General features: G+C 63.2%; 23 protein-coding genes, 1 tRNA gene and 2 pseudogenes. 18 read left to right on the plus strand and 8 right to left on the minus strand.

Annotated elements, in window-relative coordinates; all coding sequences use genetic code 11:
* Positions 1-47: 47 nt before the first annotated feature.
* Together ACPFMJ_RS11560 and ACPFMJ_RS11565 are read right to left on the minus strand one after the other, a co-directional pair.
* The gene (locus ACPFMJ_RS11560; protein ID WP_424363849.1) at positions 48-1,286 is read right to left on the minus strand and encodes an SLC13 family permease; all 1,239 of its coding nucleotides are present in this window, start codon (positions 1,284-1,286) and stop codon (positions 48-50) included.
* Positions 1,287-1,598: 312 nt separating this feature from the next.
* A tRNA-Met gene (locus tag ACPFMJ_RS11565) sits at positions 1,599-1,675 on the minus strand.
* A 269-nt stretch (positions 1,676-1,944) separates the two neighbouring features.
* On the opposite strand from ACPFMJ_RS11565, the gene ACPFMJ_RS11570 reads away from it, so the two are divergent.
* The 8 genes and pseudogenes from ACPFMJ_RS11570 (at position 1,945) to ACPFMJ_RS11605 (ending at position 10,620) form a co-directional block, all read left to right on the plus strand.
* Entirely contained in the window at positions 1,945-2,820 is an 876-nt protein-coding gene (locus tag ACPFMJ_RS11570; protein WP_424360169.1) for a phosphoribulokinase, read from the plus strand.
* A gap of 12 nt (positions 2,821-2,832) precedes the next feature.
* Positions 2,833-4,822 (plus strand): annotated as a pseudogene (gene tkt / locus ACPFMJ_RS11575) (transketolase).
* A gap of 100 nt (positions 4,823-4,922) precedes the next feature.
* Positions 4,923-5,231, plus strand: a complete 309-nt coding sequence (locus tag ACPFMJ_RS11580; RefSeq protein WP_424360170.1) for a hypothetical protein — start codon at positions 4,923-4,925, stop codon at positions 5,229-5,231.
* Positions 5,232-5,401: 170 nt separating this feature from the next.
* On the plus strand, positions 5,402-6,484 hold the full coding sequence (gene fba / locus ACPFMJ_RS11585; RefSeq protein ID WP_424360171.1) for a class II fructose-bisphosphate aldolase: 1,083 nt from the start codon (positions 5,402-5,404) through the stop codon (positions 6,482-6,484).
* Positions 6,485-6,655: 171 nt separating this feature from the next.
* Positions 6,656-7,186, plus strand: coding sequence for a DUF2059 domain-containing protein (locus ACPFMJ_RS11590; RefSeq protein ID WP_424360172.1), 531 nt, complete (start codon positions 6,656-6,658; stop codon positions 7,184-7,186).
* A gap of 63 nt (positions 7,187-7,249) precedes the next feature.
* On the plus strand, positions 7,250-7,924 hold the full coding sequence (gene rpe, locus ACPFMJ_RS11595) for a ribulose-phosphate 3-epimerase (RefSeq protein ID WP_424360173.1): 675 nt from the start codon (positions 7,250-7,252) through the stop codon (positions 7,922-7,924).
* A 65-nt stretch (positions 7,925-7,989) separates the two neighbouring features.
* A complete protein-coding gene (locus ACPFMJ_RS11600; protein ID WP_424360174.1) occupies positions 7,990-9,591 on the plus strand; it encodes a Na+/H+ antiporter in 1,602 nt (533 codons plus the stop codon).
* A gap of 255 nt (positions 9,592-9,846) precedes the next feature.
* Positions 9,847-10,620 (plus strand): 2-keto-4-pentenoate hydratase, encoded by a 774-nt coding sequence (locus tag ACPFMJ_RS11605; RefSeq protein ID WP_424360175.1) that lies wholly within the window; start codon positions 9,847-9,849, stop codon positions 10,618-10,620.
* Positions 10,621-10,871: 251 nt separating this feature from the next.
* On the opposite strand, the gene ACPFMJ_RS11610 is transcribed toward ACPFMJ_RS11605, so the two are convergent.
* Both ACPFMJ_RS11610 and ACPFMJ_RS11615 read right to left on the minus strand, forming a co-directional pair.
* A complete protein-coding gene (locus ACPFMJ_RS11610) occupies positions 10,872-11,288 on the minus strand; it encodes a hypothetical protein (protein ID WP_424360176.1) in 417 nt (138 codons plus the stop codon).
* Positions 11,289-11,291: 3 nt separating this feature from the next.
* The gene (locus ACPFMJ_RS11615) at positions 11,292-11,723 is read right to left on the minus strand and encodes a regulator (RefSeq protein ID WP_424360177.1); all 432 of its coding nucleotides are present in this window, start codon (positions 11,721-11,723) and stop codon (positions 11,292-11,294) included.
* 231 nt (positions 11,724-11,954) lie between these two features.
* On the opposite strand from ACPFMJ_RS11615, the gene ACPFMJ_RS11620 reads away from it, so the two are divergent.
* From ACPFMJ_RS11620 to terL, 8 genes are all read left to right on the plus strand, one after another.
* Positions 11,955-13,352: a HAMP domain-containing sensor histidine kinase gene (locus tag ACPFMJ_RS11620; protein WP_424360178.1), complete on the plus strand. Its 1,398-nt coding sequence runs from the start codon at positions 11,955-11,957 to the stop codon at positions 13,350-13,352.
* Positions 13,349-13,999, plus strand: a complete 651-nt coding sequence (locus ACPFMJ_RS11625) for a response regulator (protein ID WP_424360179.1) — start codon at positions 13,349-13,351, stop codon at positions 13,997-13,999. The genes ACPFMJ_RS11620 and ACPFMJ_RS11625 overlap by 4 nt, the downstream gene beginning before the upstream one ends.
* A gap of 115 nt (positions 14,000-14,114) precedes the next feature.
* Positions 14,115-14,681 carry a DUF3280 domain-containing protein gene (locus ACPFMJ_RS11630; protein ID WP_424360180.1) on the plus strand — a complete coding sequence of 189 codons (567 nt, stop codon included), beginning with the start codon at positions 14,115-14,117 and terminating at the stop codon, positions 14,679-14,681.
* Positions 14,682-14,689: 8 nt separating this feature from the next.
* Complete coding sequence (locus ACPFMJ_RS11635; RefSeq protein ID WP_424360181.1) at positions 14,690-15,085, plus strand: hypothetical protein; 396 nt, start codon at positions 14,690-14,692, stop codon at positions 15,083-15,085.
* Between the two features lie 778 nt (positions 15,086-15,863).
* On the plus strand, positions 15,864-16,355 hold the full coding sequence (locus tag ACPFMJ_RS11640; protein ID WP_424360182.1) for a hypothetical protein: 492 nt from the start codon (positions 15,864-15,866) through the stop codon (positions 16,353-16,355).
* A gap of 62 nt (positions 16,356-16,417) precedes the next feature.
* Complete coding sequence (locus ACPFMJ_RS11645) at positions 16,418-17,041, plus strand: ParB N-terminal domain-containing protein (RefSeq protein ID WP_424360183.1); 624 nt, start codon at positions 16,418-16,420, stop codon at positions 17,039-17,041.
* A gap of 11 nt (positions 17,042-17,052) precedes the next feature.
* Positions 17,053-17,463, plus strand: a complete 411-nt coding sequence (locus ACPFMJ_RS11650; protein ID WP_424360184.1) for a DUF5681 domain-containing protein — start codon at positions 17,053-17,055, stop codon at positions 17,461-17,463.
* A gap of 15 nt (positions 17,464-17,478) precedes the next feature.
* Entirely contained in the window at positions 17,479-18,936 is a 1,458-nt protein-coding gene (gene terL, locus ACPFMJ_RS11655; RefSeq protein ID WP_424360185.1) for a phage terminase large subunit, read from the plus strand.
* A gap of 222 nt (positions 18,937-19,158) precedes the next feature.
* Here terL and ACPFMJ_RS11660 read toward each other — a convergent pair.
* Both ACPFMJ_RS11660 and ACPFMJ_RS11665 read right to left on the minus strand, forming a co-directional pair.
* A pseudogene (locus tag ACPFMJ_RS11660) lies at positions 19,159-20,268 on the minus strand (IS5 family transposase).
* Positions 20,269-20,330: 62 nt separating this feature from the next.
* Positions 20,331-20,615 (minus strand): hypothetical protein, encoded by a 285-nt coding sequence (locus ACPFMJ_RS11665; protein WP_424360186.1) that lies wholly within the window; start codon positions 20,613-20,615, stop codon positions 20,331-20,333.
* Between the two features lie 644 nt (positions 20,616-21,259).
* Here ACPFMJ_RS11665 and ACPFMJ_RS11670 point away from each other — a divergent pair.
* Complete coding sequence (locus tag ACPFMJ_RS11670; protein WP_424360187.1) at positions 21,260-21,685, plus strand: hypothetical protein; 426 nt, start codon at positions 21,260-21,262, stop codon at positions 21,683-21,685.
* A 605-nt stretch (positions 21,686-22,290) separates the two neighbouring features.
* The gene (asnB, locus tag ACPFMJ_RS11675) at positions 22,291-24,570 is read left to right on the plus strand and encodes an asparagine synthase (glutamine-hydrolyzing) (protein WP_424360188.1); all 2,280 of its coding nucleotides are present in this window, start codon (positions 22,291-22,293) and stop codon (positions 24,568-24,570) included.
* Here asnB and ACPFMJ_RS11680 read toward each other — a convergent pair.
* Positions 24,565-25,161: a response regulator transcription factor gene (locus ACPFMJ_RS11680; protein WP_424360189.1), complete on the minus strand. Its 597-nt coding sequence runs from the start codon at positions 25,159-25,161 to the stop codon at positions 24,565-24,567. The genes asnB and ACPFMJ_RS11680 overlap by 6 nt on opposite strands.
* A gap of 305 nt (positions 25,162-25,466) precedes the next feature.
* Positions 25,467-26,192, minus strand: coding sequence for a CPBP family intramembrane glutamic endopeptidase (locus tag ACPFMJ_RS11685; RefSeq protein WP_424360190.1), 726 nt, complete (start codon positions 26,190-26,192; stop codon positions 25,467-25,469).
* Between the last annotated feature and the right edge of the window lie 115 nt (positions 26,193-26,307).

Genomic DNA, 26,307 nt, shown 5'->3' on the forward strand with positions numbered 1-26,307 from the left:
CGTCGCGGCGGCGCATCGGAAGCGAAGGGGCGCCTCCGCGCGCAGGGCTACAGCCACCAGACCCCGAAGAGGATGGTCGCGACCGTCAATGGAGCCCCGATCCTGAAATAGGCCCGGAAGCCGAGTTCGACGCCCTCGGCCCTGGCTCTCTGCGCGACGATCAGATTGGCGACCGAGCCGACGAGCGTGAAGTTGCCGGCGAGCGTCGAGGCCATGGCGACGACGAGCCAGGCGCGCTGCGGATCGTCGAGGCCGGAGATGAAGGGCTTCAGCACCAGAACCGCGGGAACGTTGCTGACAATGTTGGACAGCAGCGCGGTGACCGCCGAGAGGATCGCCGGGGCGCCGAGATCCAGCCGGCCGACAGCCTTCACGAGATCGGGGGTGACGACCGCCCTTTCGAGTCCCGCGACGACGACGAACAGCCCGACGAACATGAGCAGCAACGGCCAGTCGATCTCGCGGTAGACCTTGTCGGATTTGACCTTGCGCGTGAGCAGCAGGAAGGCGCCGCCGACAATGGCGACCTTGGCCACAGGCTGGCCTGCGAAAAAGAAGCCCATCATCACGACGGTCACTGTCACGGCCTTGAGGACGAGCGAGCGGTGATAGCGCCTCTGCGGGGCCGCGATCTTCGGGAGCGGCGCGCCCGAGAGGAAATCGCCGCGATAGGCGAAGGCGATGAACAGCGTCGTCAGCAGCAGCCCGACCAGCGCCACGGGCCAGAGGGCGCCGGCGAATGCGCTGTAGGGAAGATGCGAGAAGGCGCCGATCATCATGTTCTGCGGATTGCCCGTGATCGTCGCGACGCTGCCGACATTCGAGGCCATCGGAATGGCCATGACATAAGGCGTGGGGTCACGCCCGAGGCGCCGGACGAGCTCCAGCACGAGCGGCGTCATGACGAGGCAGATCGTGTCGTTGACGAGGAAGGCCGAGAGCAGGCCCGAGACCATCACCACCGCGACGAGCAGCGGGAAGGGATGCCGCGCACGCGCAACCACGAAATCGCTGACGAGACGAAAGAAGCCCGAGAGGCGGAGATTGGCGACGACGATCATCATCCCGAGGAGAAGCGTGATCGTGTCGAAGTCGATGGCGCGGTAGGCGTCTTCGAGGGACAGGATCCCCACGCCCACCATGAGGCTCGCCCCAAGTAGCGCCGCTCCCGCGCGGTCGAGCTGGAAGCCCGGCAGCTTGCCGATGGCGATGACGGCGTAGGTGCCCACGAAGACGAGGACCGCGAGGAGAGCCGTCCATCCCTCGGCGCGGGCGGCGGCCCGCATCAGAAACGCCATCCCCCCGCCGAGGAGATAAACCATCGCGCCGGCGGCCGCGGCGCCTGCGGCGACCGCCACAACGGCGAGAAGCGCCACGACAAACCCGCTTCGATCGCTTTTTGGCCCCGGCTCCCCGCCGTGGTGAAGCGGCCCTCCCGCCATATCGTCCGAACCGGAACGATGAGGGCGCGCGTCCATAGAGGGCTCCGAGGCTGCAGGCCGATGGGCCCAAGACGATCTGTCGCTTGCGCGCGAATCCGATAAAGGCGGAAGCCAAGGAACTGGCGGCCGCGTTCTGGAACAAATTTGGAGGATCGATGGTAGCGGAGGAGGGATTCGAACCCCCGACACAGGGATTATGATTCCCCTGCTCTGGCCAACTGAGCTACTCCGCCCCGGACCGTCTTGACGCGGCCTTTCTGAGACGGGAGCGATATAGGTCGCGCGCCCACGCCAAGTCAAGCGCTTGTCACGGGGCCGCGATTTTTCCGTCCAAGGCGGTCCGGCCCCGCGCCCAGACCGCCCCTCCGGGCAGGCCCCAGCGCCCCATCCGCAACGTCAAAAGCCTTTTCTTTGCCGGGCCGCCATGCGACAAGCCCTGCGCGGGGAGCCTGCGGGCCGGGTCGCCGTCGGCTCGTAAAGGAACTCACTGGGTAGCGCGCCCATGTCGGTCAAACACCCCATCATCTCGATCACCGGCTCCTCGGGGGCCGGCACGAGTTCCGTCAAGGCGACTTTCGAACAGATTTTTCGCCGCGAGCGCATCGAGGTCGCCTATGTCGAGGGCGACAGCTTCCATCGCTACGACCGCGAGGAAATGAAAGCCCGGATGGCCGAGGCCTTAGGGAGCGGCAAGTATCACTTCAGCCATTTCGGACCCGACGCCAATCTCCTGCCGGAGCTCGAAAATCTCTTCCGCGAATATGGCGAGACCGGCTCCGGCCGCTACCGCCACTACGCCCATGACGAGAACGAGGCCGCACAGCTTGGCGTGCCGCCCGGCAGCTTCACCGACTGGGAGGAGCTGCCGCCCAATACGGACGTCCTGTTCTATGAGGGCCTGCACGGGGCGGTCGTGACGGACGAGGTCAATGTCGCGCGCTACGCCGACCTCAAGATCGGCGTGGTCCCCGTCATCAATCTCGAATGGACGCAGAAGCTCCATCGCGACCGTCAGGCGCGCGGCTACACCACCGAGGCCGTGACGGAGACGATCCTGCGCCGCATGCACGACTACGTGCACTACATCTGCCCGCAATTCTCCGAGACGGACATCAACTTCCAGCGCGCGCCGACGGTCGACACCTCGAACCCCTTCGTCGCGCGCTCGATCCCCACCCCCGACGAATCCATCGTCGTGATCCGCTTTCGCGACCCGCGCGGCGTGGACTTTCCCTATCTCGTCGCCATGATCGCCGGCAGCTGGATGTCGCGCGCCAATTCCATCGTCATTCCGGGCAACAAGCTCGATCTCGCGATGCAACTCATCCTCACGCCGAGGATCCTCGAACTCGTCAGGCGCCGAAAGAGCGCGACTTGAAAGAACTAAGAAATGTCAGAAGCAAAAGTTGACGCGCGCCTTTGCGCAAACGCCATCCGCGCGCTCGCCATGGACGCCGTCGAAAAGGCCAAGTCCGGTCATCCCGGCATGCCGATGGGCATGGCCGACGTCGCGACCGTGCTCTTCCAGCGCTTCATGAAGTTCGACGCGAGCCGCCCCGACTGGCCCGACCGCGACCGTTTCGTGCTCTCCGCCGGCCACGGCTCCATGCTGCTCTACGCCCTGCACTACCTGCTTGGCTATCCGGGCATGAGCAAAGCCGACCTCGAGAATTTCCGCCAGTTCGGCGCCCCCACCGCCGGCCACCCCGAATTTGGCCACGCGCCCGGCGTCGAGACGACGACCGGCCCGCTCGGACAGGGCCTCGCGACGGCCGTCGGCATGGCGATCGCGGAGCGTCTTTCCGCGTCGCGCTTCGGCGACGACCTCGTCGACCACAACACCTATGTCATCGCGGGCGACGGCTGCCTGATGGAGGGCCTCTCGCATGAGGCGATCGACCTCGCCGGCCACCTGAAGCTCTCGCGCATGATCGTCCTCTGGGACGACAATTCCATTTCAATTGACGGGCCGACCGACCTTTCGACTTCCACGGACCAGTGCGCCCGCTTCGAGGCCGCCGGCTGGCACACGCAGCGTGTGGACGGCCATGACCAGGAGGCCGTCGCCAAGGCGATCGAGGCCGCCAAGGCCGATCCGCGCCCCTCCATGATCGCCTGCCGCACCGTGATCGGCTATGGCGCCCCCGGCAAGCAGGGCAAGGAATCGGTCCATGGCGCGCCGCTCGGCGCCGCCGAAATCGAGGCCGCCCGCGCGACGCTCGACTGGCCGCATACGCCCTTTGAAGTGCCGGAGCCGGTCCTCGCCGCGTGGCGCGCCGCCGGCAGCCGGGGCGCGAACGCTCGCGAAGCCTGGGAGAAGCGCCGCGCCGCCTCGCCCAAGGGCCGCGCCTTCGAGACGTTCCTGACGAACGACGTCGCGAAGGAGATCGCCGGCCCGCTCGCCGAATTCCGCGCGACGCTCGCCGCCGAAAAGCCCAAGGTCGCGACGCGCAAATCGTCCGAGATGACGCTCGGCGTCATCAACGCCGCGACGGGCGCCACCATCGGCGGGTCGGCGGATCTGACGCATTCCAACTTCACCATCACCAAGGGCATGGGCTCTGTGCGGCCCGGCGACTTCTCGGGCCGCTACATCCATTACGGCGTGCGCGAATTCGGCATGGCGGCGGCGATGAACGGCATCGCCCTGCATGGCGGCTTCGTGCCCTATGGCGGCACCTTCCTCGTCTTCTCCGACTATGCGCGCGGCGGCGATCCGCCTTTCGGCGCTGATGGGCCTGCGCGTCATTTACGTGCTGACCCACGACTCCATCGGTCTCGGCGAAGACGGCCCGACGCATCAGCCGATCGAGCATCTGGCGTCGCTTCGCGCCATGCCGAACCTTCTCGTCTTCCGTCCGGCCGACGCCATCGAGACGGCGGAGTGCTGGGAATTGGCCGTCGCGCAGAAGGCGACGCCCTCCATCCTCAGCCTCTCGCGCCAGAACCTGCCGACGCTGGAGCGTCCCGTCTCCGAGAACCTCTCGGCCAAGGGCGCCTATGTGCTGCGCGAGCCGGCAGGCGGCCGCGACGTGACGATCCTCGCCACGGGCTCGGAGGTCGAGATCGCGCTCGCCGGCGCCGACGCGCTGGCGGCCAAGGGCGTCAAGGCGGCCGTCGTCTCCATGCCCTGCTGGGAGCTTTTCGAGGCTCAGCCGGCCGACTACCGCGCCAAAGTGCTGGGCAAGGGCCCGCGCATCGGCGTCGAGGCGGCGGCGCGCCTCGGCTGGGACCGCTGGCTCGGCGAAAACAGCGTCTTCATCGGCATGGCCGGCTTCGGCGCCAGCGCCCCGGCGGCGGAACTCTACAAGCATTTCGGCATCACGGCCCAGGCGGTGGCCGAGGCTGCGTCCACGCTTCTGGGCAAGACCGGCGCCTGAGCGGGCTCGGGCGGCGCAGCGGGGGCCGAACCGCGGGGAATGTGCTAGAATGCCCCAACCCCGCCATAGGGCCGGGGCATTTTGCAATATGGACGCTGCGTTGACCGACGAGCCCGAAAACCTGACAAAGGCGCTGCTGCGCAAGATCGATAAGAAAGTGGACGCCGTCGAGGCGAGAATGATGACTATGGAAGCCGAGCTTGGCTCCCAAATTAATTCGCTTCGCGCCGATGTCGCCTCCGACATGATAACCCTCGAAAAGCGCCTCGGCGACCAGATAACCGGCCTGCGCCGCGCCGTGATCGAGTATCACTCGTCCGCCGTCGGCCACGGCGCCCTTCTGAGCGAATTCGAGGAGCGCCTGCGCCGCCTCGAAAGCCATGTCGGCCTGCCGCCGGAGAGGCGCTGAAGGCCGCGGCCGCGTTGCTGGCTTGTTCCTCCGGACCTTTACGCGCGCTAAACCGGCCTGTGGCATAGGCTTCGCCCACGGGCCCGACTGGCCCTCATTTCTGGTACGCTGTAGATAACCCCAAAAGTCCCGCTATTCGGCAACCGCCCCAAAAAGGGAGAATCTTCCCAATGGCCCTGATCACGCTGCGACAGCTTCTCGACCACGCCGCCGAGCACGACTATGGCGTGCCCGCCTTCAACATCAATAACATGGAGCAGGGCCTCGCCGTGCTCGAGGCGGCCTCCTCGGTCGACGCGCCGGTCATCATCCAGGCCTCGCGCGGCGCGCGCAGCTACGCCAACGACATCATGCTCGCCAAGATGATCGAGGCGCTCATCGCCATGTATCCCGACATCCCGATCGTGATGCATCAGGACCACGGCAACAGCGAAGCGACCTGCGCCAGCGCGATCCGCTTCGGCTTCTCGTCCGTCATGATGGACGGCTCGCTCAAGGCCGACGGCAAGACGCCCGCGGATTATCAATACAATGTCGACGTGACGCGCCGCGTCGTCGATCTCGCCCATTGGGTCGGCGCCTCGGTCGAGGGCGAACTCGGCGTGCTCGGCTCGCTGGAGACGGGCGAAGGCGAGAAGGAAGACGGCCACGGCGCCGAGGGCAAGCTCTCGCACGACCAGCTCCTGACCGACCCGGCGCAGGCCGTGGACTTCGTCGCGGCGACCAAGGTGGACGCGCTCGCCATCGCCATGGGCACCTCGCACGGCGCCTATAAATTTTCCCGCAAGCCGGACGGCGCCATTCTCGCGATGCATGTCATCGAGGAGATCAATCGCCGCCTGCCCAACACCCATCTCGTGATGCACGGCTCGTCTTCCGTGCCGCAGGATCTGCAGGACGCGTTCAACGCGGCCGGCGGCGAGATGCCCCAGACCTGGGGCGTGCCGGTCGAGGAGATTCAGCGCGGCATCAAGTTCGGCGTGCGCAAGATCAACATCGACACCGACTGCCGCATCGCCATGACCGCCGCCATCCGCGCGACGCTCGGCAAGCACAAGGGCGAGTTCGACCCGCGCAAATATCTGAAGCCCGCGCAGGAAGCGATGGTGAAGGTCTGCAAGCAGCGCTACGAGGAATTCGGCACGGCCGGCCAGGCCTCGAAGATCAAGCCGATTCCGATGGCGGAAATGGCGAAGCGCTATGCGTCCGGCGCGCTCGATCCGAAGTTCGCGACGAAGCAGGCGGCGGAGTAATCCGCTTCCACGGCCGGCTTCTAAGGGCCTCCCCGCGCGCGGGGAGGCTTTTTTATTCGAGCTGCTTTCAGCACGCTTCATTAACGCTCGCATCAAGCGACGCGCGGCCTCTAACGCTCTCTCAGGACGACGCTGCGATGATGCCGTCCCTGATTTTCATAGAGGCCGATCATGCGTTTTATTGTCCTTTTCTGCGCCGCCTTGTCCCTTTCCGGCTGTTTCGCCGCCAAGTCCAAACGCGTCGAAGCGCGGGACAGTCTCACCGCTGCGCAATATCTCATCGAGGACATGGGCGTCGCCGAGAAGGTGCGGGCCAATCTTCCGGCGATCGCGGCCGCGGTCGAACAGCAGATGGTCGCGCTCTGGCCGGACAGCGCCGCGGAGGCCTCGGCGGCGAGAGCCGTCGTCGAAAAGCGGTCGGAGCCGATGATCGCTGAACTCAAGTCGGCTCTCACCCAGACTTATTCGCGACGCTTCTCGCTGGCGGAGCTTCAGGCGATCGACATCTATGAGACCGGCCCCAAGGATGACGCGGCCAAATCCGCCTTCCAGGCGACGCCGGCAGGCGCGAAATATTTTGCGCAGCAGCCGCAGATCCGCGCCGAGATGCATGAGGCGTCGGTCTCCTGGGGCAAGCGCTTGAGCGTGCGCTTCATGGAGGAGATGAAAGCCGAGCTGCGCAAACGCGGCCATTCGATCTGAGCCGGTTGATGCAGGCGGGTCCGCCGTTTATCTAGCGGGGACGCCCACCTCGCGAGACCGCCCGTGACCATCATCGCCCCCTCCATCCTCTCCGCCGATTTCGCGAAGCTCGGCGAGGAGACTCGCGCCATGGCGGCGACGGGCGCCGACTGGATTCACCTCGACGTCATGGACGGGCATTTCGTGCCCAACATCACCTTCGGGCCGGGGATCGTCGCGGCGCTGCGCCCGCACACCGGTCTGCCGCTCGACGTGCATCTGATGATTTCGCCCATCGACCCTTATATCGGCGCCTTCGCCGACGCGGGCGCCGACATCATCACCGTCCACGCCGAGGGCGGGCCGCATCTCCATCGCTCCCTGCAGGCCATCCGCGCGAGAGGGAAGAAGGCGGGCGTGTCGCTCAATCCCGCGACGCATGAGAGCTGCCTGCAATATGTGCTGGACGAGGTCGATCTCATCCTCGTCATGAGCGTCAATCCGGGATTTGGCGGGCAGAGCTTCATCACGTCGCAGCTCGACAAGATCCGCGCCATCCGCGAGATGATCGGGCGGCGTCCCATCCATCTCGAAGTCGATGGCGGCGTGACGCCGGAAACCGCCACGGCGATCGTCGAGGCGGGCGCCGACGCGCTTGTCGCGGGCTCGGCGGCTTTTCGCGGCGGGCCCTCGCAATATGCGGCCAATGTCGCGGCGCTGCGCGCGGCGGCGACGCAGGCGGGCTCCCTCAGCGTCTGACGCCTTTAACTTGGCGCCGCTTCTGCTCTAGGCTGGCGACGCCCTCTCCCCGCCTGTGAGACGACATGGCCGGCCACGCCCCCTTCGCCATACTGCTCGCGCTGCTTACCGCCGCGCTCGCCCTTTCGCTCGTCGCGCGGCGGCTCAACATGCCGCCGGCCGCCGCTTACGTCATCGGCGGCATGGCGCTCTCCTTCGCCCCGGCGCGGCTGCCTTTCGAAATCGACCCCGATTTCATCCTCGTGCTGTTCCTGCCGCCGCTCTTGCAGTCGAGCGCCTATTTCACCGTCTGGCGGGATTTCCGGGCGAATCTCCGCCCCATCCTGATGCTCGCCATCGGCGCGGTGATCTTCACGACGCTCGTGGTCGGGTTCGTCGTCCACGCTTTGCTGCCGTCCCTGCCTCTGGCCGTCGGCTTCTGCCTCGGCGCCATCGTCTCGCCCCCCGACGCCGTGGCGGCCAAGGCGGTGCTGGCGCGCCTCCCGGTGCCGGCGCGGCTCGTGACGATTTTGGAGGGCGAGAGCCTCGTCAACGACGCTTCCGGCCTGATGCTCTATCGCATCGCCGCGGCGGCGGCGCTGACGGGCGTCTTCAACTGGGACGAGGCGGCGATCCTCTTCGCCCGGCTGTCTCTCGGCGGCGTCGCCGTCGGCCTTGTCGCCGGCTATCTGGTGAACATCGCGTTCAAGAGGCTGCGCGACACGCAGCTCGTCATTCTCGCGAGCTTCCTCATCGCCTGGGTGACTTATGTCGTCGCCGAGGCGCTGCATGTCTCCGGCGTGCTCGCGGTCGTCGCCTGCGGCCTGCTCATGGGCTGGGCGCAGCACGCCATTCTCGACGCACAAAGCCGGATGGAGGCGCAGGCCGTGTGGCGCTCGGCCGTCTTCGTGATGGAGGCGATGGTCTTCATCCTCATAGGCCTCGCTTTGCGAAAGGTCGTCGATGAACTTGGCGGCTTCGGACCGGCGCTGACTTCAGCCCTGCCGAAGGCGCTCATCGTGACCGCCGCCGTCATTCTCGCGCGCTTCATCTGGGTCTTCCCGGCGACCTACCTGCCGCGCCTGCTCATACCGTCGCTTCGCGCGCATGATCCCTCCCCGCCCGCCGCTATCCCCGTCCTCATCGGCTGGGCCGGGATGCGCGGCGTGGTGAGCCTCGCCGCCGCCCTCGCGCTGCCATTGGATTTCCCGGGCCACAGCTTCATCGTGCTGACGACTTTCGTCGTCATCTCGGTCACGGTGCTGCTGCAGGGCGGGACGTTGGGGACGCTGGTGCGATGGTTGAAGCCGAGCGCGCCGCCTGTGGGGCCTTACGACCATCTCGGAGACCACGCGGCGCGCGAGAAGATCTACGCCGCCGCGCTCGACCTGATCGCGGCCGAGGTGGACGCGGAAGGCCGACACCTGCATCCCAGGCTGATGGAGGAATATCGCCGGCGCGTCTTTGTCTATCGCGCGAATGACGAGAATGACGAGGCGGTGAGCGAGATGCGACGAGCGCATTTCGACATGGCGATCGCCGCCGTCGCGCGGGCGCGGGCCGAGCTGCTGCGCCTCCACCAGCTCGGCAATGTGCATGACACGACGCTTCACGCGGTCGAGGCCGAACTCGACCTCGAGGAAGCGCGGCTAAGGCGGCTCGCCGGAGAAAATCCCACGGCGCACTAGCCTATAACAATTCTGTCTCGCTGCGATCTGCGGTCGCCGCAGCTGGCCTCGCCGCCTTCGCCCTGTCCTCTCGCGGCCGCTGCGAAGCCGACGTTCTGGCCGCCCTCGACGCGCTGCAGCCTTGTCACGGGTCAAAAAACGGCGGAAAATTGCATTTGAACGTCGGAACGGTCCGGCGAGTCCGCACAGCCGATCGCTTCCCGACGCCGAATCATGACAGACTATTCTGCTGAAAACGCCGCCGAGGCGGCGCGATTGATCTGGGCGCTCTGGCGCGCTGGCGAAACGCTCGTTGAATTACCCGTCGCTTCACGTCCGAGAACCGCTCTCGAAGGTTACGCGGTGCAGGCGCAGCTGCCGATCGTCGCCGGACGCGAGGTGGTCGGCTGGAAGATCGCAGCGACAAGCCTCGCCGGACAGGCGCATATTCGCGTGTCAGGCCCGCTCGCCGGCCGCCTTTTGTCGGGCCAGGTCTTTGGCGACGGCGCGACGCTGTCGCTGGCCGGGAACCGTATGCGTGTTGTTGAGCCGGAATTTTGTTTTCGTATGGCGTGCGATCTGCCTCCGCGCGCAAAGCCCTACTCCCGGCAGGAAGTGATGGCGGCCGTCGGCGCTTTGCATCTGGCGCTGGAGGCGCCGGACTCGCGCTTCGCCGTCTTCGAGCAGGCCGGCGAAGCGCAACTCATCGCCGATAACGCCTGCACAGGGCAGTTTGTGCTCGGGCCGGAAGCGCCGATGCTATGGCGCGACTTGCACCTCAGCCGCCATGCTGTGACCGCTCATGTCGTGACCGCACAGGGCGACAGCTGGACGCGAGAAGGCATTGGGGAAAATGTCCTGGGGGATCCGAGCGTCGCGCTGGCATGGTTGGCCAATTGCCTGTCAGGCTTGGGCCTGACGCTCGCCGCCGATCAGATTGTCACGACGGGGGCCTGCATGAAGCCGCTGGAGATTCACCCGGGAGACTCCGTTTCTGCCGACTACGGCGCGCTCGGGCGAGTGAATCTGCGGCTCGACACAGTCGCGTAAAGCCAGCATGGCCGGCTACGGCAGGACAATTGGTATCGAGGTTGAGGGCTAAGCGAGACCGCCGATGCGATGTTTGGCGCAGCGGCTTTGAGGCCGGCGACCGTGACAGCATCTATGGCAATCTTGTGAAGCAGCGCCTGTCACTGCGTCACAGCGCGCCTTCGCCCGATCCTGCCATACTCGCAACGAGGGTCAGCACGCATCGATCGCTCGGGAACGACGCGCCTGTCTGCCGCGCGAGACGAGACTCGTCATTGCAACAGGACGCGAGCCGTGACCATCCAGGCGGTCGCCGCGAAGCCGATTGTCGTCGCCAGGCAGCTTGATATCAGCAACGTAAAAAACACGGGTGGCGGCGCCTCTTTGAAATCCGGCCTCATCGCATGAACGAGAAAGGCGAAGGGATTGAAAAAGGCTCCGAGGCACGCCGCCGCGATCAGCCAGCCCGCAGGCGCGGCTCCCGTGACCCGACACAGCCCGTAGAAGACGAACAGGAAAAGCGACATCATCAGATAGTCGATGTGGGAGCGGACGAGGTCCGTCCTGTTCGGAAGGAGCCTGTGAAGGGCGCCGCCGGAAGTCGCGAGCAGCGCGACGAGTAGCCACGCTTCAATCAAGGCGATGGAAATGCAGAGCGCGCCGGCGAGGACAAAGGCGGAGATCGTCATCGCTCATCTTTCTTCACTGTCGCGGAGGCCGATGAAATCCTGAGCGGTAAGCGTCCTGAGAACGTTCAGTCCGTCGTCCAGGGCTTCATAGAGCGCGCCCTCCCCGTGGATGGCGAAGAGGACGATGGCGTCCTGATCGCCGCCGCCTTCCCTGTGTGGATCGTTTGACGGCGGCGCCACATTGAAGCTCCCAACCGGCCTGATTTCCTTCAGACGCCCATCCGGATGATAGAGGCGGTGTTCGCCCTGGATCGTCATCGTCTTGTTCAGGGTCAGATGACGGTGGAGGATGATCCGCTGGTTGGCCGTGAATTTGAAGAGAACGTGAATGATCCCGTTCTTTCCGTCGGCGTCGAGAACCGACAGCGACAGATGCTCTATGCCGTCGAGGCTCTTCCAGCGGATGTTGCGATCGTCAAACGCGAACTCGGTCATGACCAATCCTTTCCCGGCAGGTTTCAGTCATGAAAGTTGAGCGGATCGGGCGTCGCTCGCCCACGGCAAGATGCCCTCATGCGACCAGGGAAATTGCCCGGCCGGATGCAAAGGGGGGGCTGAGCGACGTTCTTTGGGCAATTTGCCCGACTTCACGGATGCACCGCTTGCCGCGTTGGCTGGAGGCGGCTCGCCGGTTAGACTCCGCCGTTCGTATCCGGAGGGCCGCCCATGCGACTTATCGTTCGTCTGATCGCCCAGCTCGTCGTCATCGTCGTCGCCACGCTCACGGCGACGTCGGGCTTCGTCATGATCGAGGCCCACAAGACCGTCGAGGCCGAGACTGCGGCGACAGCCGAGCGCGTCGCCTTCGAACTCGAGAACCTCTTCTGGCGGGAGATCCTGTGGCGCGGAAGCATGCGTCGCGACAAGGTGCTTCCGATCCCGAACTGGGAATCGCTTTCGACCCTGAAGCTCGTCTCTCCCGGCGTCTGCATCACTTTCGCGCCCGCGGGAGAGGAGCCGCGCAAATTATGCAGCCTCCTCGAGGGCGTCGGCGCCCCGGCGCCTGAGTGGTTCGCCGGCGCTTACCGGGAGCTCTTCGGGCCGGAGACTTCGGTGACCCGCCGGCTCACGGTCAGGGAGCCCGAGACCGGCGCCGTCGTCGCGGCGGCGGACGCCGACGCTGCGGTCCGTCAGGCGTGGCGGCAGATCTCGATCGTTCTCGGCGTCGCCGCGCCCATGGCGATGGCGATCTGCCTCCTCGCCGCCATGGCGATCGCCAGGGCGCTCGCTCCGACCCAAACCATCGTCGAAGGACTGCGGCGCCTCGAGAAGGGGAACTACCGGCGGCCAATCGACGACGGCCAGGCGGCGGAGTTCGGCCTCATCGCCCGCGCGGTGAACGATCTCGCCGAGCGGCTCGACCATACGGCGGCGGAACGGACGGCGCTGACCAAGCGCCTGTTCGAGGTCCAGGAAGAGGAGCGTCGCGCCCTGGCGCGCGACCTTCACGACGAGTTCGGACAGTGCCTCGCGGCCACTCTGGCCTTCGCCGCGGCCATCGAAGCCGGCGCCCATGACCGGCCCGATCTCGCCGAGGACGCGCGCTCCATCTCGAAAGCGGCGAGGCGGATGATGGGGACGCTGCGGGAGGCCCTGGCGCGCCTTCGGTCGCAGGATCTGGAGGAGCTCGGTCTGGAGGCTTGCCTCATTCAGCTTGTCGCCGGATGGAACGCGCGGACGGCGCGGACGGCCGTCGTCCATCTGGACCTCATGGGCAATCTCGCCGCCCTGCCCCAGTCGGTATCGACGAGCGTCTATCGCATCGCGCAGGAATGCCTGACCAACGCCATGCGCCACGGTCGCCCGAGCGACGTTCTTCTTCGCGTCGAGCGCGCGTCGTCCACGGACGCGGAAGTCTCGTTGACGATTGAGGACAACGGCGGCGGGACTCCGGCAAGCATAAACGGTTCTGCGGGCCACGGGATCCTGGGGGTGCGGGAGCGCATCGCCGCATTGGGCGGGAGCCTCACGATCGGACGCGCCGCGGGCGGCCTCCGCATCGCCGCAAGGATTCCGCTCTCACAGCCGAGCGGGTTGGCGTCAACGGGCCTTGTGACGGCATGACGGCGGTTTCCATCCTCCTGGTCGACGATCACCCCATTGTGCGGGAAGGCTACCGCCGCCTTCTCGAGCGGCAGCCCGGCTTCCAGGTCGTCGGCGAGGCCGATACTGCGGCGGCGGCCTACCGGGCCTACAGGGACGTCGGCCCCGACATCGTGATCATGGACCTTTCCCTGCCCGGCGCCGGCGGATTGGAGGCGATCCGCCATATCCGGCAATGGGACAAGGGCGCGCGCATCCTCGTCTTCACCATGTACAGCGGCTCGACGTTCGCGCTGAAGGCGTTCGAGGCGGGCGCTTCGGGCTATGTCACCAAGAGCAGCGACGCGGCGGCGCTCATCAAGGCGGTTGGAATCGTCGCGCGCGGCAGCCGGGCGCTCAGCGACGATATCGCGCGCGAGGTCGCAGCCGAGCGGCTGGGAGAGGGGCGCTCCCTCGTCGAGGACCTGGGCCCGCGCGAGACCGAAATCCTGCGTCTCGTCGCCTCGGGCCGGACGACGGAGGAGATCGCCGCTTTCCTCAATCTCAGCGCCAAGACCGTCCAGAACTACCACTACCAGATCAAGTCGAAGATCGGCGCGCGGACCGACGCCCATCTCGTCTGGCTCGCGATCGGCGCGGGTCTCGTCGACGCCGAAAAGGCGGACTGAGCGAGGCGGCTTTCAGGAGATTTGCCTGCCAAATCTCAGGCGCCGCGCCGATGGCGAAGGGGCTGCGCCCCATCATACTCCCCCGCATGGACTGTCGCCTGTGGGAGAAAACAAGATGGAACGCCCTTCCTCGAGCAGCGCCCGGTTTGGCTTGTTCGCCTTCGTCGCCGCCTTGGCCGCGCTGACTTCGCTGGCGACACCGGCGAATGCGGGCGACGAAGCCACGCCACGCCCGATCAAGCTCGCCGTTTTCGACCTCGAACTCGACGACTTCAGCGCGGGCGGCCCGCTCGCGGGGGAAAGCGCGGTCGAAACCGCCCGTCTCCAGCGAATGAGCGCATTGGCGCGCGAGCTTCTGTCTCGTTCGGGCCTGTTCGAGATCGTCGACGTCCGCCCGTCCAGGAACCCCATGGTCGCGGAACATTGGCTGCGCAAATGCAACGGTTGCGAAGTGGACGCGGCCCGGGAACTGGGCGCGGACATGTCCTTCATCGGCTTCTTCAGAAAAATAAGCGTGATGGAGCAGAATCTGGAATTCCGGATGCGCGACGTCCGGACGAACGAATTCGTCAACATCTCACAGACCGACCTGCGCGGCGAGACGGACGAGTCCTGGAGCAGAGCGCTCAAATTTCTGATCAGGTATGGGCTCGTCGAGCCGGAGTTGGCGCGCCGGAACTAGAGCCGGTCGTGACGATTGATTTCATGGGCCCAAGCGCAGATTGCGCTCGATGGGATGAAGAAAAGGCTCGGCTTCCGTCTATCTTCTGGTCGTTTCGTCGCACAGCCCAAAGCGCCCGCAGGTGGCGCGCGTCTGCTATTGCACTTGGAGGGCATGGCCACGACAATGCCTTGGCTGCGTTTGATTGCCTGGCAAGGGAGCGAGACATGAAGTTCGCATCGAATATGAAACTGGTGACCGTTGTCACGCTCATACTCATCGTGAGCGTAGCATTAATCCATGACATGGCAATTTTCACAAAGCTGATCGTCGGATCCATTGTATTCGCGGCTTGGGTGCTTTTTGCGGTTGGAAGATCGGCGCAGCTGAGAAAGAGAGCAAAGCAATCAAACACTAGCGCCTAGCGCACGTCGCAAAGGCGCCCACCGTTACGCGGTCGGGGCGCGCCTTGCCTGTTTTAGACCGGCACGCTCTCAGCAAAATCGTCGTCTCATGGGGTCTGACGATCGCCGTCGCCATTCTCGCCGCCGCGCTCACGGGCGGCATGCCCGCGGTCGAGCCGAGGCGATTGAGATGGCGTCAAATGGAGGCGCTCCGGATTCCCTTCGCGCCGCCAGCCTTGCCGCGCAAGGGCGTCACCCATGGGCCTGTGGGAAAAGGGCCGACTGCAGCCCCGTTTTCATTCCGGTGGGCCCGCGAGCTTGTCGGAGGTTTTACGAAACGGTCCCAGACACACCCGAACCGGTCTCCGCGAAAGGAGCCCAGACGCCGCCACCGGCCGGTCTCTGATTTCCGCGCCCGCAAAAGCCCACGATATGCGGGCATTTCGACGGTCTTCGGCAAAGTCTCGGGAATCGGGAACTGCGTGGCTGACGACGCAGTTCCGTGCGAACCCGTCTCCGCCGCAGATTTCCCTGCTAACAGGGAAATTAACAGGGAACTCCGCGAAAATGCGGCCAGCCGAGCGCCTGGGGTCGTTTGAAATATGCGTTTTTTCAGTCGCTTGCGGCGAAATTCCCTAACGCGGGGAACAGGGAACTTTTTCAAGGAAACAGGGAAACCGTTCCGCTGAGCCCCTGATAAACAGGGATCGAGGATTGCGGCGCCTCTTGCGGCGTCGCCTGTCCCTGGGCTGGAATACGCCTCTTGACCAATTGAAAACAGAGTGCATATCTTGCTTTCATGGTGGCGATCGACCGGCGCGGCGAATATACGGTGGCGGAAATCGCGCGAGCGGCCGGGGCCAAGCCGCGAAGCGTCCAGCATTGGGCGGCTTCGGGGATTCTCCTGGCGATCCCGCAGACCAATCGGGCCGGCACCGGCACGCCAAGGCTTTTTGCCGGCGACGAAGCCATTGTCGCCTGTGTGATGCAGGCGCTTGTGGCGCGGCAAACCCCGGTCGGGGAATTATTGCGCGTCAGCTACATCCTCCGCGACCAGTTTCTCACGCGGGGATTCTCGCGGCGAGGGATATTGGGGAAGATCATCCGAGGGGAGGCGCAGGCGTGGCTGGTGGATTTCCCCGAGCAAGACGACCCGGCTTGGAAGCTTGTGATCAAGGGCGGCGGCGAAAGCTTTGAAACGATCTTTGCGGACATGGCGAGCACAATGGTTGCGATTGTGATCGACCTCACCGCGGCCTTTCAGGGGCTGCGAGAAGAAGCGCGCGAGTAGTCGCGATTTTTTTTGGCCGACGAAGTGCAAAGCGTGCACTATGAGCAAAGAGGAGAGCGGTCATGCGAGTTCCAGGCGTCGATCCGGTGATCATCATGCGCGCGATTGACGCGCTACGTCCCAACCCGAAGAACGCCAGAACCCACTCGAAACGCAAGATCAAGGACCTCGCCGAAACGATCAGGGCCGTTGGCTTTATCGGGGCGATCGTGATCGACGATGCCGGGATGATCCTCGCGGGGCACGCCCGCCATGCGGCGGCGCGGTTGCTCGGCATGAAGACCGTGCCGACTTTATGCGTGACTGGACTGCATGAGAGTCTCGTCCGGGCCTTCGTTCTCGCCGATAACAAATTCGCCGAGCGCGCCGGCTGGGACCGGGAATTGCTGGCGATCGAGCTTGAAGAGCTCTCAGTCGCACTGCCGGCGCTCCAGCTCGATCTCTCCGTCACGGGTTTCGAGGCGGGCGAAGTCGATGCGCTAATCGCCGACCTTGGCGCACAGACGGATGCCCCCGAGGATCGATCGCCGCCATCCGCCGGGCCGGCGGTGAGCTGCCGTGGCGACCTCGACGAGGCGGCGCTACGCCCAGATAGGGCTGAAACTCCGCCAGTAGATTCGGACGCGCCGGCGGGGGATTGGGCGGCGCTCTGCAGCCAGGACCTTCCCTTCGTCGCTAGCGAATGAGCCGCCGCGCCATGAAAAGCCCAAGACCCTATTCCTCCCCCGCGGGCGACTACGCGGTCGGCTACGGCCGCCCGCCAGAGCATACCCGCTTTCAGCCAGGCCAAAGCGGCAATCGCAACGGGCGGCCGAAGGGAAGCCGGCCAATCGGCGCGGTGCTTCAGGACGTGCTCCAGCAGAAAATCCCCGTGACGGAGAACGGCAAGACGCGGCGGATGACCACGCTTGAAGTGCCGCCTGAAAAAGCGACGCGCTACGTGGCGATCCGAAGGCGATCAAATCTCTGCTCTCGCTCTACGAGCGCTATGGCGAAGCATCAACCGCCGCCCTGCCGCTCGAGGAGATGCTCGCCGAGGACAGGGCTATTCTCGCGCAGTTTATCGGCTCGCGAGAGGAAGCGTCGGCGGACGGTTGCGCTGCTTTGAGCCCTGGAGGCGACAATGTCGGCGCCGACTGACGCGCGCATCCTCGAGGCATTGCTCCGCTCGGACTTGCGCGCGTTCCTGCAAAAGGTGTTCGCCACCCTTTCCCCCGGCCAGACTTTCATTCCAAACTGGCATTTGGAAGCGATCGCGGTTCAACTCGAGCGCGTGCGGCGCGGGGAAATCCGGCGGCTGATCATCAACATGCCGCCGCGCTCGCTCAAATCGATCGCCGCCTCGGTCGCTTTGCCGGCTTTCCTCTTGGGACATGATCCGACACAGCGGGTGATCTGCGTCAGCTATTCGGCTGATCTCGCCAAGAAGCACGCGAACGACTTTCGCGCCGTGTTGGAATCGGCCTGGTACCGTTCGACTTTTCCGCATACCCGCATTGGCCCCTACAAGAACTCCGAGACCGAAATCGAACTGACGCAACGCGGCTTTCGTCTGGCGACCTCGGTCGGGGGCACGCTCACCGGCCGCGGCGGCTCCGTCATCATTATCGACGATCCGCTCAAGCCCGACGACGCCATGTCGGAGGCCAAGCGGACGGCGGCGAACCAATGGTTCACGAATACGCTCCTGTCGCGGCTGGACGACAAGCTGACGGGCGCGATTATCGTCGTCATGCAGCGCGTCCATATGGACGACCTCACCGGGTTCCTGCTCGAACAGTCGGATGAATGGCAGGTCCTGAGCCTGCCGGCGATCGCCGAGAGCCGTGAAACAATCCAAGTGTGGGGCGGGCGGATCCATATCCGCGAGGCGGGAGAAGCGCTTTCGCCGGAACGCGAACCCCTTCATGTGCTCGAGGCGCTGAAACTCCAGATCGGCTCCGACGCCTTCTCCGCGCGATATCAGCAGTCGCCCGCCCCGCCAGGCGGCGCGATGGTCAAACGACACTGGATCCAGCGCTATCGCGAATTGCCGCTAGAGTCCGACCGCCTTCTGATCGTGCAGAGCTGGGACACGGCCAGCAAGGGCGGGCCCGACAATGATTGGTCGGTCTGCACAACCTGGGTCGTCACCCGAAAACGCGCCTATTATCTCGCGGACGTCTGGCGCGGCAAGGTCGACTACCCGGCCCTCAAAGCCAAGGTCGAAGAGAACGCCAGGCGATGGAAGGCGCGCCGCGTCCTCGTCGAGGACGCCGGCGCGGGCACGGCTTTGGTCCAGGAACTTCGCGGCAGGATTCAAGGCGTCATCGCGGTCAAACCCGACCGCGACAAGATCAGCCGCATGTCGGTTGCGTCTGCAAAAATCGAGGCGGGGCAGGTCTTCCTCCCCGAACGCGCGTCCTGGCTTCCCGACCTCGAAGCCGAGCTCTTTTCCTTTCCCGGCAGCCGGCACGACGATCAATGCGACTCGATCAGTCAGGCGCTGCTGGATGAGAAACTTCCCTTCATGTCCCTGCTGACAAACGAGCAGTGGGATGCGCTCATCGCCAGGACGCAAACGCCGCGGGCTTATTATTGAGGTATCTTTCGCATCAAGCGAATCAGGACGCTCGCCATCAAGCGCCAGGTAAGATTCGAATGCCTCGGATCGAGATACGTTTGGGGCCGGACGCTCTAGCAGGCCGTTGAAAAAGGGGCCCGCGTCGGCGTCATTCCGTTTCGAACGGTGTTTTCGGGTCGTGTTCGACGCGGTCTATCTGTCTTGGGGGGCATGGTGCGCGCTCCCGCTCGGCCTATCGGCTCACGCCGCCGCGAGCAGCTTCGGCAGCCGGATCAGATTATAGGCGGCGGCTGCGAAGGTGAAAGCGAAGCCCACTCGGTCGCAGCCCCGAAACTTCGTCTTTTCCTGCCCCGCGACTGTCTTGATCCAGCCGAAGCCCTCCTCGATCCGCTTGCGGATGCGCAGGCTGAGCCCGTAGCCCTCGTGCCGCGTCGTGCGTCCATCGATCGCCGACGATCGGCCGCTGACGTTCTGCGCGACATGCGGCGTCACCCGCATCGACCGCAGTTCGTTGACGAAATCCTCCGCGTCATAGCCCTTGTCGGCCGCGAGCGTGATCCGTTTCGCGCGGTCGGCGCGCGGCTCGATCATATGCAGCGCGGCGACGCGCTCGGCGTGACCGTCGGCTTTCGTCAGGCAGGCGCCGACGAAGAGCGCGTTGCGGTTCTCCATCAGCGCATGGCCGATGAAACACAGCTTCGCCTCCTTGCCGGCGCCCTTGCGGTAAAGCCGCGCCTCCGGGTCGCTCGTCAAGGCGTGCGTCTCGTTCGAACGCTTCTCCCCATGGAAATCCGCTTCGCGGTTGCGCGAGCCGCCGCCCGGAGGCGGATCGTCCGTCCCGTCCTTCGAGCCTTCGTCCACGCCTTTCGGCGTGAAGCTCTTCATCGACGCCCAGGCTTCGATCCGCGTGCCGTCCACCGAGAAATGCTCGTTGCTCAAGAGCCGCTTCACGCGCGGCTGCGCCAATAAGGCGGATAGGAACTTCGCCGCGACGTCGCCGTCGAGCAGCCGGTCGCGGTTCTTCGAGAATGTCGAATGGTCCCACACAGGATCGTCGATCCCGAGCCCCACGAACTAGCGAAATAAAAGGTCGAAATCCAGCCGCTCCATGAGCTGGCGCTCTGAGCGGATCGAATAGAACGCTTGCAGCAGCATGGCGCGCAGCAGCTTCTCCGGTGCGATGGAAGGCCGGCCCGCCGAGGCGTAAAGCGTGGAAAACTCCCCGGCCAAAGCAGCCAGAGCCTCGTTCGCCAGATCCCGGATCACCCGAAGCGGATGCGCCTTCGGAACGCGCGACTCTAGGTCCACGTAGCTAAACAACGCCCCCGATCGCGCATCCTTGCCCCGCATCCCAAGCCTCCATTGTCCGAGAACAAGGGAATCACGTCAGCGCCACTCAGAAGAGGGGTTTTTCAACAGCCTGCTAGGCGGGTTGATCGCCATAAGCGTTGGGACCGGGCGTTCCGGACCGGGTGAAATAGACGCACGGCGTTATGAACATAGTGATGCCGACAAAAAGAAGCACCTTCACGGGCGGCGCAGCGAACCATATGAGAGTGGCATAACCGGAGACGGTCGCCGCCATAGAAGGTCATCAACCAGGCGCTGTGCGCCAGGTCGTGTAGCCGGCGGATCGAAACCGCAAGCCCGGGGAGAAATAGCAACACATCAGCGGCAAGTGAAAAAAAAGAAACCATGCATCCGCGGCGCGAACGCGTCGTTCAGCGCCGCCGCGACGAAGTAAGCGAGTAAATAAAGACAATGAACCACCAATATTCCGATCGCGACGCCCGGCCGTGCCAAACTGTGGATTTCGTAAAGCAGCTTCGCAAGGATTCGGTGAAGGTCATGGCGCACTCCTTTTTTAAAACGCCTGGCAACGCTAGAGCACGCTCGAAATACTAGCCGTGGGCGCTCCCCGCAGGGGTGCGCCGGCGCACATGTCAAGTCCGCCCGACGGGAGCCTAAAAACGCTCTGGAAACAGGGCAGCGCGGGACGTAGGTAGCCGCCACTGCCGAACGCAACGAGGTGCAGCAGCCCCTAACCAAGCGTCTCAACTGCGCAGTTAGCGATCCGCCGATAGTTTGCGGCCGCCCTTCCTGCACTCCGAGTCTTCCGGGTCTGACCCAGCCCAGAGTTCTTGGCCAGTTCGGAACGCTTGGCCGCGTAATTCGTGCGACCATCGGATAGTCGTTCGGCAAGCCCATGGGGACATTTTATCCACTGGGTCCAGTTGACAGCCTCCACACGCCTCACCTCCCATCTTTCATCTGCCAGCGGGCTTTTCCCATAGGCCCAAGCCTCTATTTCCGCCTCAAGGGTGGGATGCGGAGAAACGCCATGGGCCAAGACTGGCAATATCAAATCCGTTTCAGGCTTGACGAGAAGCGAGCAGCGATTGCGCGGAAAAATCCGCGCGATCCCGCGCTAAAGCCCATCACGGATATCTTGGAGAGGCACAACGCAATCGCGCGCAGTCAATATGACGCGTTCGCCGCCTACGTGTCTGAGGCGGAAAAAGAGGGCGTAGAGCACTATCCACTCTATAGGTGGACCAAAGCGACCATCGAAGATCCAGCAAAGAAAGCGAAGCACTCAACCTCTTTCGCCGTCCTCGTTGACGGTGTGGAGGTCTACAACAAGGCGGTAGCCGATGCGTTAGAAGCAGATTTACGGCCGCTTGCGGATAGTGGGTTGATCCTCAGCGTATCCAGACACGATACGAATCCTGCCAGCAGTCCGCAGATCCCTGAGCAATTTCGCTGATTACGCTTGGCTCTGCCGTGCAATTTGCAAGGGGCACCGCCAGCGACGGCAAGCAGATTGTTCTGCATGGATTCAGGGCGACTTACGGACTTGGCGGCGTAGCGAGGTGGCATAGGCGAACGGCTAAACCGATTTTCGGGAAACGCGACATCCCTTGCGGTCAAATAGCAGCCGGCAGACCCCTTCTTGGACCCCGCGGGTAACCATCCTCCTCTTATGTCTCGCCGCGCTGGGCTGGGTTTGTGCCCAAAAGCTCCCTCGCGGCGTCCACTATTGGGTAAGAGCCATACTCACATGCAGACAGCTCTGTTTGTGCGCAGCCTGCCTTTCCTCACCTGCGCTTTCTACACACGGCCCAGAAGCGACGGCGCAATTTTCTTGCTGGGCGGGCTCGCGCGGCGGGAAAGTTATTCATCAAGCTGTGCAGAGTCTCTGTCAGCCAGCCGCCGACCCCGGACGAAGAAACAGCGCCGCGCGTATATTTTAGAATGATACCTCATTCGTGCGACTCATCTTTTGCGGCTCATCATCCTAAAGTTGCTAACTGATCGGCACTGATCGGGACGACCCACGCAAAATCGCGACGAACTCCAGGGTGATTTGGCATGTGCGGAATCGCAGGATTTATGCGTCTAGACGGGATGGCGCTTTCTCGGGAGACGGATCGGCGCATTTTGCGAACGATGGCTCAGCAACTGGCTCATCGGGGGCCAGATGATGAAAAAACCCTTCTTTGGGCAAATGTGGGATTGTCCTTTCGCCGACTCGCCATCGTCGATTTGGCCACTGGAGCGCAGCCCTTATGCTCTGACGATGAAAGGCTGGCGCTGATTTGCAACGGTGAAATCTATAACCATCTCGATCTACGCTCGCGCTTTTGTTCCAGTCAGCATTTCAGGACCGCGTCCGATTGCGAAGTCCTGTTGCACTTATACGATCGCTTAGGGCTGGCGTTTTTAGACCAATTGAACGGCATATACGCCTTTGCTCTCCTCGATAAGCGGAGACAAAAGCTCATCCTTTGTCGCGACCGGCTTGGCGTGAAGCCGCTCTTTTATTATTGCGACGCGGATGTTTTCATTTTCGGTTCTGAAGTGAAGGCGGTGCTTGCTCATCCCGACGTGAAGAGCAGGTTTAATTGGGCCGAGGCGCTCAGCTATCGCAATTGCATGAATTACCCCGATCGCGACAGAAAGCTCAGTTCATTTTTCGAAAACATTTATCAACTTCCGGCTGGTCAGGTTCTTGAGATAGACCTCGCGTCGGGCGCGCAAAAAGCGAGATCTTACTGGGACCCGGTCTCCATTCCCCGCGACGCCGAGCCGGCGCAAGATGAGAGCGTCTACATACGCCGCTACCGCGAACTGCTCGACGACGCCGTCAAAATGCAACTCATGGCCGACGTGGAGTGTGGAATATTTCTCAGCGGCGGAATAGATTCCCTCGCCGTCGCGCGTCTTGCGAGCCGTCACAAAGCCATCCACGCCTTCACGGTTCTTTCTCAGAGCACGATCACAAACGGCGACGCGCCCACGGCCTGCGCTGCGGCGAAATTCTTTGGCCTTCCCAGCCATATGGTGCTTTACGATTGGCGCGAACTTGAGCTGGACCCGTCGCTCTGGCGCAAAATCATCCGTCAGGTCGAAACCCCCATCGCCGGCGCTGAGCAATTTTACAAGTTCTTGCTCCATGCACATGCGCGAAAGCGAGTCCCCAATCTAAAGGTCATGCTTCTGGGGAGCGGAAGCGACGAATTCAATGGCGGTTACAGCCGGTCGGCCTTTAATACGCCCGACGCGCCGTCATGGGCCGAATTCGAGAAAAACCTAAGGTGTCATGACCGGGAATCCCTCCAGCATCGAAGCGGCGCCTGGAGTGCATACGCAAATGCGAGCCTCGACGACGAGTGGGTCATCTCAAGAGATTTTCTCGCCGAACAAGCGGGCGCGCCGCCTTACGACGGCGCGTTCGACGCCTATAGAGACATCTATCGCCACATGTTGCAAATGTATCAGCTGTGGCACGAGGATCGAACATCCGCCGCCAACGGCGTCGAGGCGCGCGTGCCATTCCTGGATCACCGACTCGTCGAACTGACATATTCGGTTCCAAAGACGCTTCATGAGAAATTGTTTTGGGACAAAGCGATCTTGCGCGAGGCGATGAAGCCCTACCTTCCGGACGAATTTCGCCTTCGGCCCAAGACCCCCTTCTTCATTGGCGAGGATTTAAGATACACACGTCGCCTCTTGTACAATCTCCTTTGCGCCCACGATAATGCGCTTTTGGAAGAGGCACTCGTCGAGTCGTCGGAGACCGCTCGCGTCGTCAATAAAGATGTTCTTTGGAGACTGTTTAAGAAACTGCCTGACGACCCCGAATACGCCAACGTCGATATGGTGCTCGATTTGGTCAATATGGGACTTCTCGCGGCCATGGGCAGGGCACCGCTTGAGGCTTACACATGGGAAGGCCCGCTTCCCGTGACGGAAGTGGCGATCGACGACTGGTCCGCTTGGCAGCAGAAGTTCGAGATCTCACTCGTCCGGCGGGCGTCCACTCTTGATCGAGACAGCGTCCTCCGCTTCGCCGACGGCATACGCATCGTGCACAGCGAAGCGGGCGACCCTCGGCTGAAGGAAGATGGCGACTACTACATTTTGAGGCACAACGCGTTAGAATTCGCACTCGAACCCCATCTCAAACCATGGGTCCGCTTCCTCCGTGAGGTCGATGGCGTGCAATCGGTCGCAGAAATCCTCGATGAGATCGGGATCAGCGACGCTGAGGTATGGAAACATCTCGAAGAAGCTGTGGAGTATAATGTCTTGTGCGTTTTACCGCCCCATGAGCCGAGCGCACAGGCGTCCGGGAGCGCCCTATAGACCCTTCCGTTTGCGACGAGCAGGCTTTGCGTTCGGCGTCAACCCGCTGGGGCAGACCCCACGCTCCGCTCTCCCCGAGCGAACGAAATCAGGAGCGACGCTGTCCGGCGCCGATAATTTGCTTCTGCTTTGGCCAGATGCATGCTCGACACCATCATAGGGCATTTCGCCGCCGCTGAACTCGACGAATTCCGCGACCATCGCGGCGCGCGAAGTGACACCCAGTTTGGCGAAAATTCTCCGCAGATGCGTACATACCGTCCAAGAGCTGATACCGAGCCTATCCGCGATAGATTTATTTTGGAGGCCGCGGGCGACGAGCTGGATAATTTCGCTTTCTCTCGCGCTAAGTTGCTTCAATTTGTGATCGATGCAGGCGATCCTTAGCAAAACGTAGCGTTCGCCTTGGTGACTAAAATCGAAAATTATCCGCTCGCTAATGCAGTTCGACGACGGCTCCGTGCGGGCGCCCATATAGATCTGAGCAAGATTTATGATAGTTTGACTGATTAATTCTTCCAGCTCGACGTCTACGGCCCCCTGCTCTGGCGCTTCGTGATCGGAAATGGCCATTTTTGGCATCAGCGTCATCCAAACGAACCGTATTCCGGAACTGGTAGCCTGGGAGGCAAAGAAATAGTTGTCCCAATGAATTTAGCGTAGCTCGCAATGATGGTTTTTAGGAGTCGCATTTATGAGCGAACAGGGGATTTGATGATCCGATTTCTGAGGGGATGATGACGCCGGAGTTAACGCCCGTGAAACCAAAATGACCGTCGTGCGGCGCGGCGATCCGACTGACGGTCCCAAGCGTCACAAAAGCGCGACGGCGAAGGCACGGTAGCGACGCGATTTGAACGGTCCGGTGCCCAAGCGCGCATTCGGCGCTTATCGCCTCACCCAAAGACAAGCCAGATCGCATAGAGAAACAGAACGAGGTCACAGGCGAGCGGGACCGCTCCACTAAGAGAGGCCGACTTAACTGACATCGACTTTTTCGTCCCGGCCGTGAACAGGGCGAAGTCCCAAAGCCAATGGATGACAACTAGGGGGATAATAGTGCTAAGCTTGGCCCGCAGCGCGCCGAGCCAAAACCCGGTGAAGACATTGATAAGCGCCTGCTCTGCCGCTTGCGTCCAGTTTCCGGTTAGCGCGCCATTCAATAAATGGACCCCGCCAAAAATTGCGGCGCTGATTGCGGCGGCCCAAATCGTGCCGAAGTTCGACAGAGCGCCATAAAACAAGACGCCACGAAACATCAGCTCTTCCGAAAAGCCAACGAGCAGCGTGTTTGCTCCCGCAAATTTTAAAGCGGCATTCCACGTGACGCCATTGCGAAAGGCGAATATCCAAAGCGCGATGATCGCAATCGCGGGCGCGATCAACAGCGAGAAATTGCTGTCGCTGTCAAGTTGCAACCCAAAGGCGCGCCACTTTCCTGTATATGCGGCGACCGCGAGCAAAAAGACCGGCGCGGCGATCAATGGATAGTTCAGCTCGGAGACGATGCGCTCCAGTCTCGTCCCTCGGCCGAACTGCAGGATCAAGCCCCCAAACACGACAAGGATCCAGGCGACCAGGACAGCGAGCGCAGCAGCCCATGGATCCGCTTCGAAAGCCATTCTCACTCTCCATTTGCGCTTCGACGACGTCGGCGATCACGCGTGGATCGCGTGGAGCATCTGCATCCGACTTATTGAATTGCAAAATGTTAGGGCGGCCTCGCCCTTCACTCGA

The sequence above is a fragment of the Methylocystis parvus genome (assembly GCF_049675845.1).
Classification (GTDB): Bacteria; Pseudomonadota; Alphaproteobacteria; order Rhizobiales; family Beijerinckiaceae; genus Methylocystis; species Methylocystis parvus_A.

What these genes read in the sequence shown, in the direction of transcription:
- ACPFMJ_RS11610 (WP_424360176.1), bottom strand. Translation starts at nt 11,288, where the DNA reads ATGACGATCTCCGCCTTTGTCCTCGCCGGCGCGCTCTGCATTTCCATC.
- ACPFMJ_RS11665 (WP_424360186.1), bottom strand. Translation starts at nt 20,615, where the DNA reads ATGGTTTCTTTTTTTTCACTTGCCGCTGATGTGTTGCTATTTCTCCCC.
- ACPFMJ_RS11590 (WP_424360172.1), top strand. Translation starts at nt 6,656, where the DNA reads ATGCGTTTTATTGTCCTTTTCTGCGCCGCCTTGTCCCTTTCCGGCTGT.
- ACPFMJ_RS11570 (WP_424360169.1), top strand. Translation starts at nt 1,945, where the DNA reads ATGTCGGTCAAACACCCCATCATCTCGATCACCGGCTCCTCGGGGGCC.
- asnB (WP_424360188.1), top strand. Translation starts at nt 22,291, where the DNA reads ATGTGCGGAATCGCAGGATTTATGCGTCTAGACGGGATGGCGCTTTCT.
- ACPFMJ_RS11680 (WP_424360189.1), bottom strand. Translation starts at nt 25,161, where the DNA reads ATGACGCTGATGCCAAAAATGGCCATTTCCGATCACGAAGCGCCAGAG.
- ACPFMJ_RS11615 (WP_424360177.1), bottom strand. Translation starts at nt 11,723, where the DNA reads ATGACCGAGTTCGCGTTTGACGATCGCAACATCCGCTGGAAGAGCCTC.
- ACPFMJ_RS11625 (WP_424360179.1), top strand. Translation starts at nt 13,349, where the DNA reads ATGACGGCGGTTTCCATCCTCCTGGTCGACGATCACCCCATTGTGCGG.
- ACPFMJ_RS11650 (WP_424360184.1), top strand. Translation starts at nt 17,053, where the DNA reads ATGAAAAGCCCAAGACCCTATTCCTCCCCCGCGGGCGACTACGCGGTC.
- terL (WP_424360185.1), top strand. Translation starts at nt 17,479, where the DNA reads ATGTCGGCGCCGACTGACGCGCGCATCCTCGAGGCATTGCTCCGCTCG.
- ACPFMJ_RS11600 (WP_424360174.1), top strand. Translation starts at nt 7,990, where the DNA reads ATGGCCGGCCACGCCCCCTTCGCCATACTGCTCGCGCTGCTTACCGCC.
- ACPFMJ_RS11630 (WP_424360180.1), top strand. Translation starts at nt 14,115, where the DNA reads ATGGAACGCCCTTCCTCGAGCAGCGCCCGGTTTGGCTTGTTCGCCTTC.
- ACPFMJ_RS11670 (WP_424360187.1), top strand. Translation starts at nt 21,260, where the DNA reads ATGGGCCAAGACTGGCAATATCAAATCCGTTTCAGGCTTGACGAGAAG.
- ACPFMJ_RS11640 (WP_424360182.1), top strand. Translation starts at nt 15,864, where the DNA reads ATGGTGGCGATCGACCGGCGCGGCGAATATACGGTGGCGGAAATCGCG.
- fba (WP_424360171.1), top strand. Translation starts at nt 5,402, where the DNA reads ATGGCCCTGATCACGCTGCGACAGCTTCTCGACCACGCCGCCGAGCAC.
- ACPFMJ_RS11620 (WP_424360178.1), top strand. Translation starts at nt 11,955, where the DNA reads ATGCGACTTATCGTTCGTCTGATCGCCCAGCTCGTCGTCATCGTCGTC.
- ACPFMJ_RS11645 (WP_424360183.1), top strand. Translation starts at nt 16,418, where the DNA reads ATGCGAGTTCCAGGCGTCGATCCGGTGATCATCATGCGCGCGATTGAC.
- ACPFMJ_RS11685 (WP_424360190.1), bottom strand. Translation starts at nt 26,192, where the DNA reads ATGGCTTTCGAAGCGGATCCATGGGCTGCTGCGCTCGCTGTCCTGGTC.
- ACPFMJ_RS11560 (WP_424363849.1), bottom strand. Translation starts at nt 1,286, where the DNA reads ATGCGGGCCGCCGCCCGCGCCGAGGGATGGACGGCTCTCCTCGCGGTC.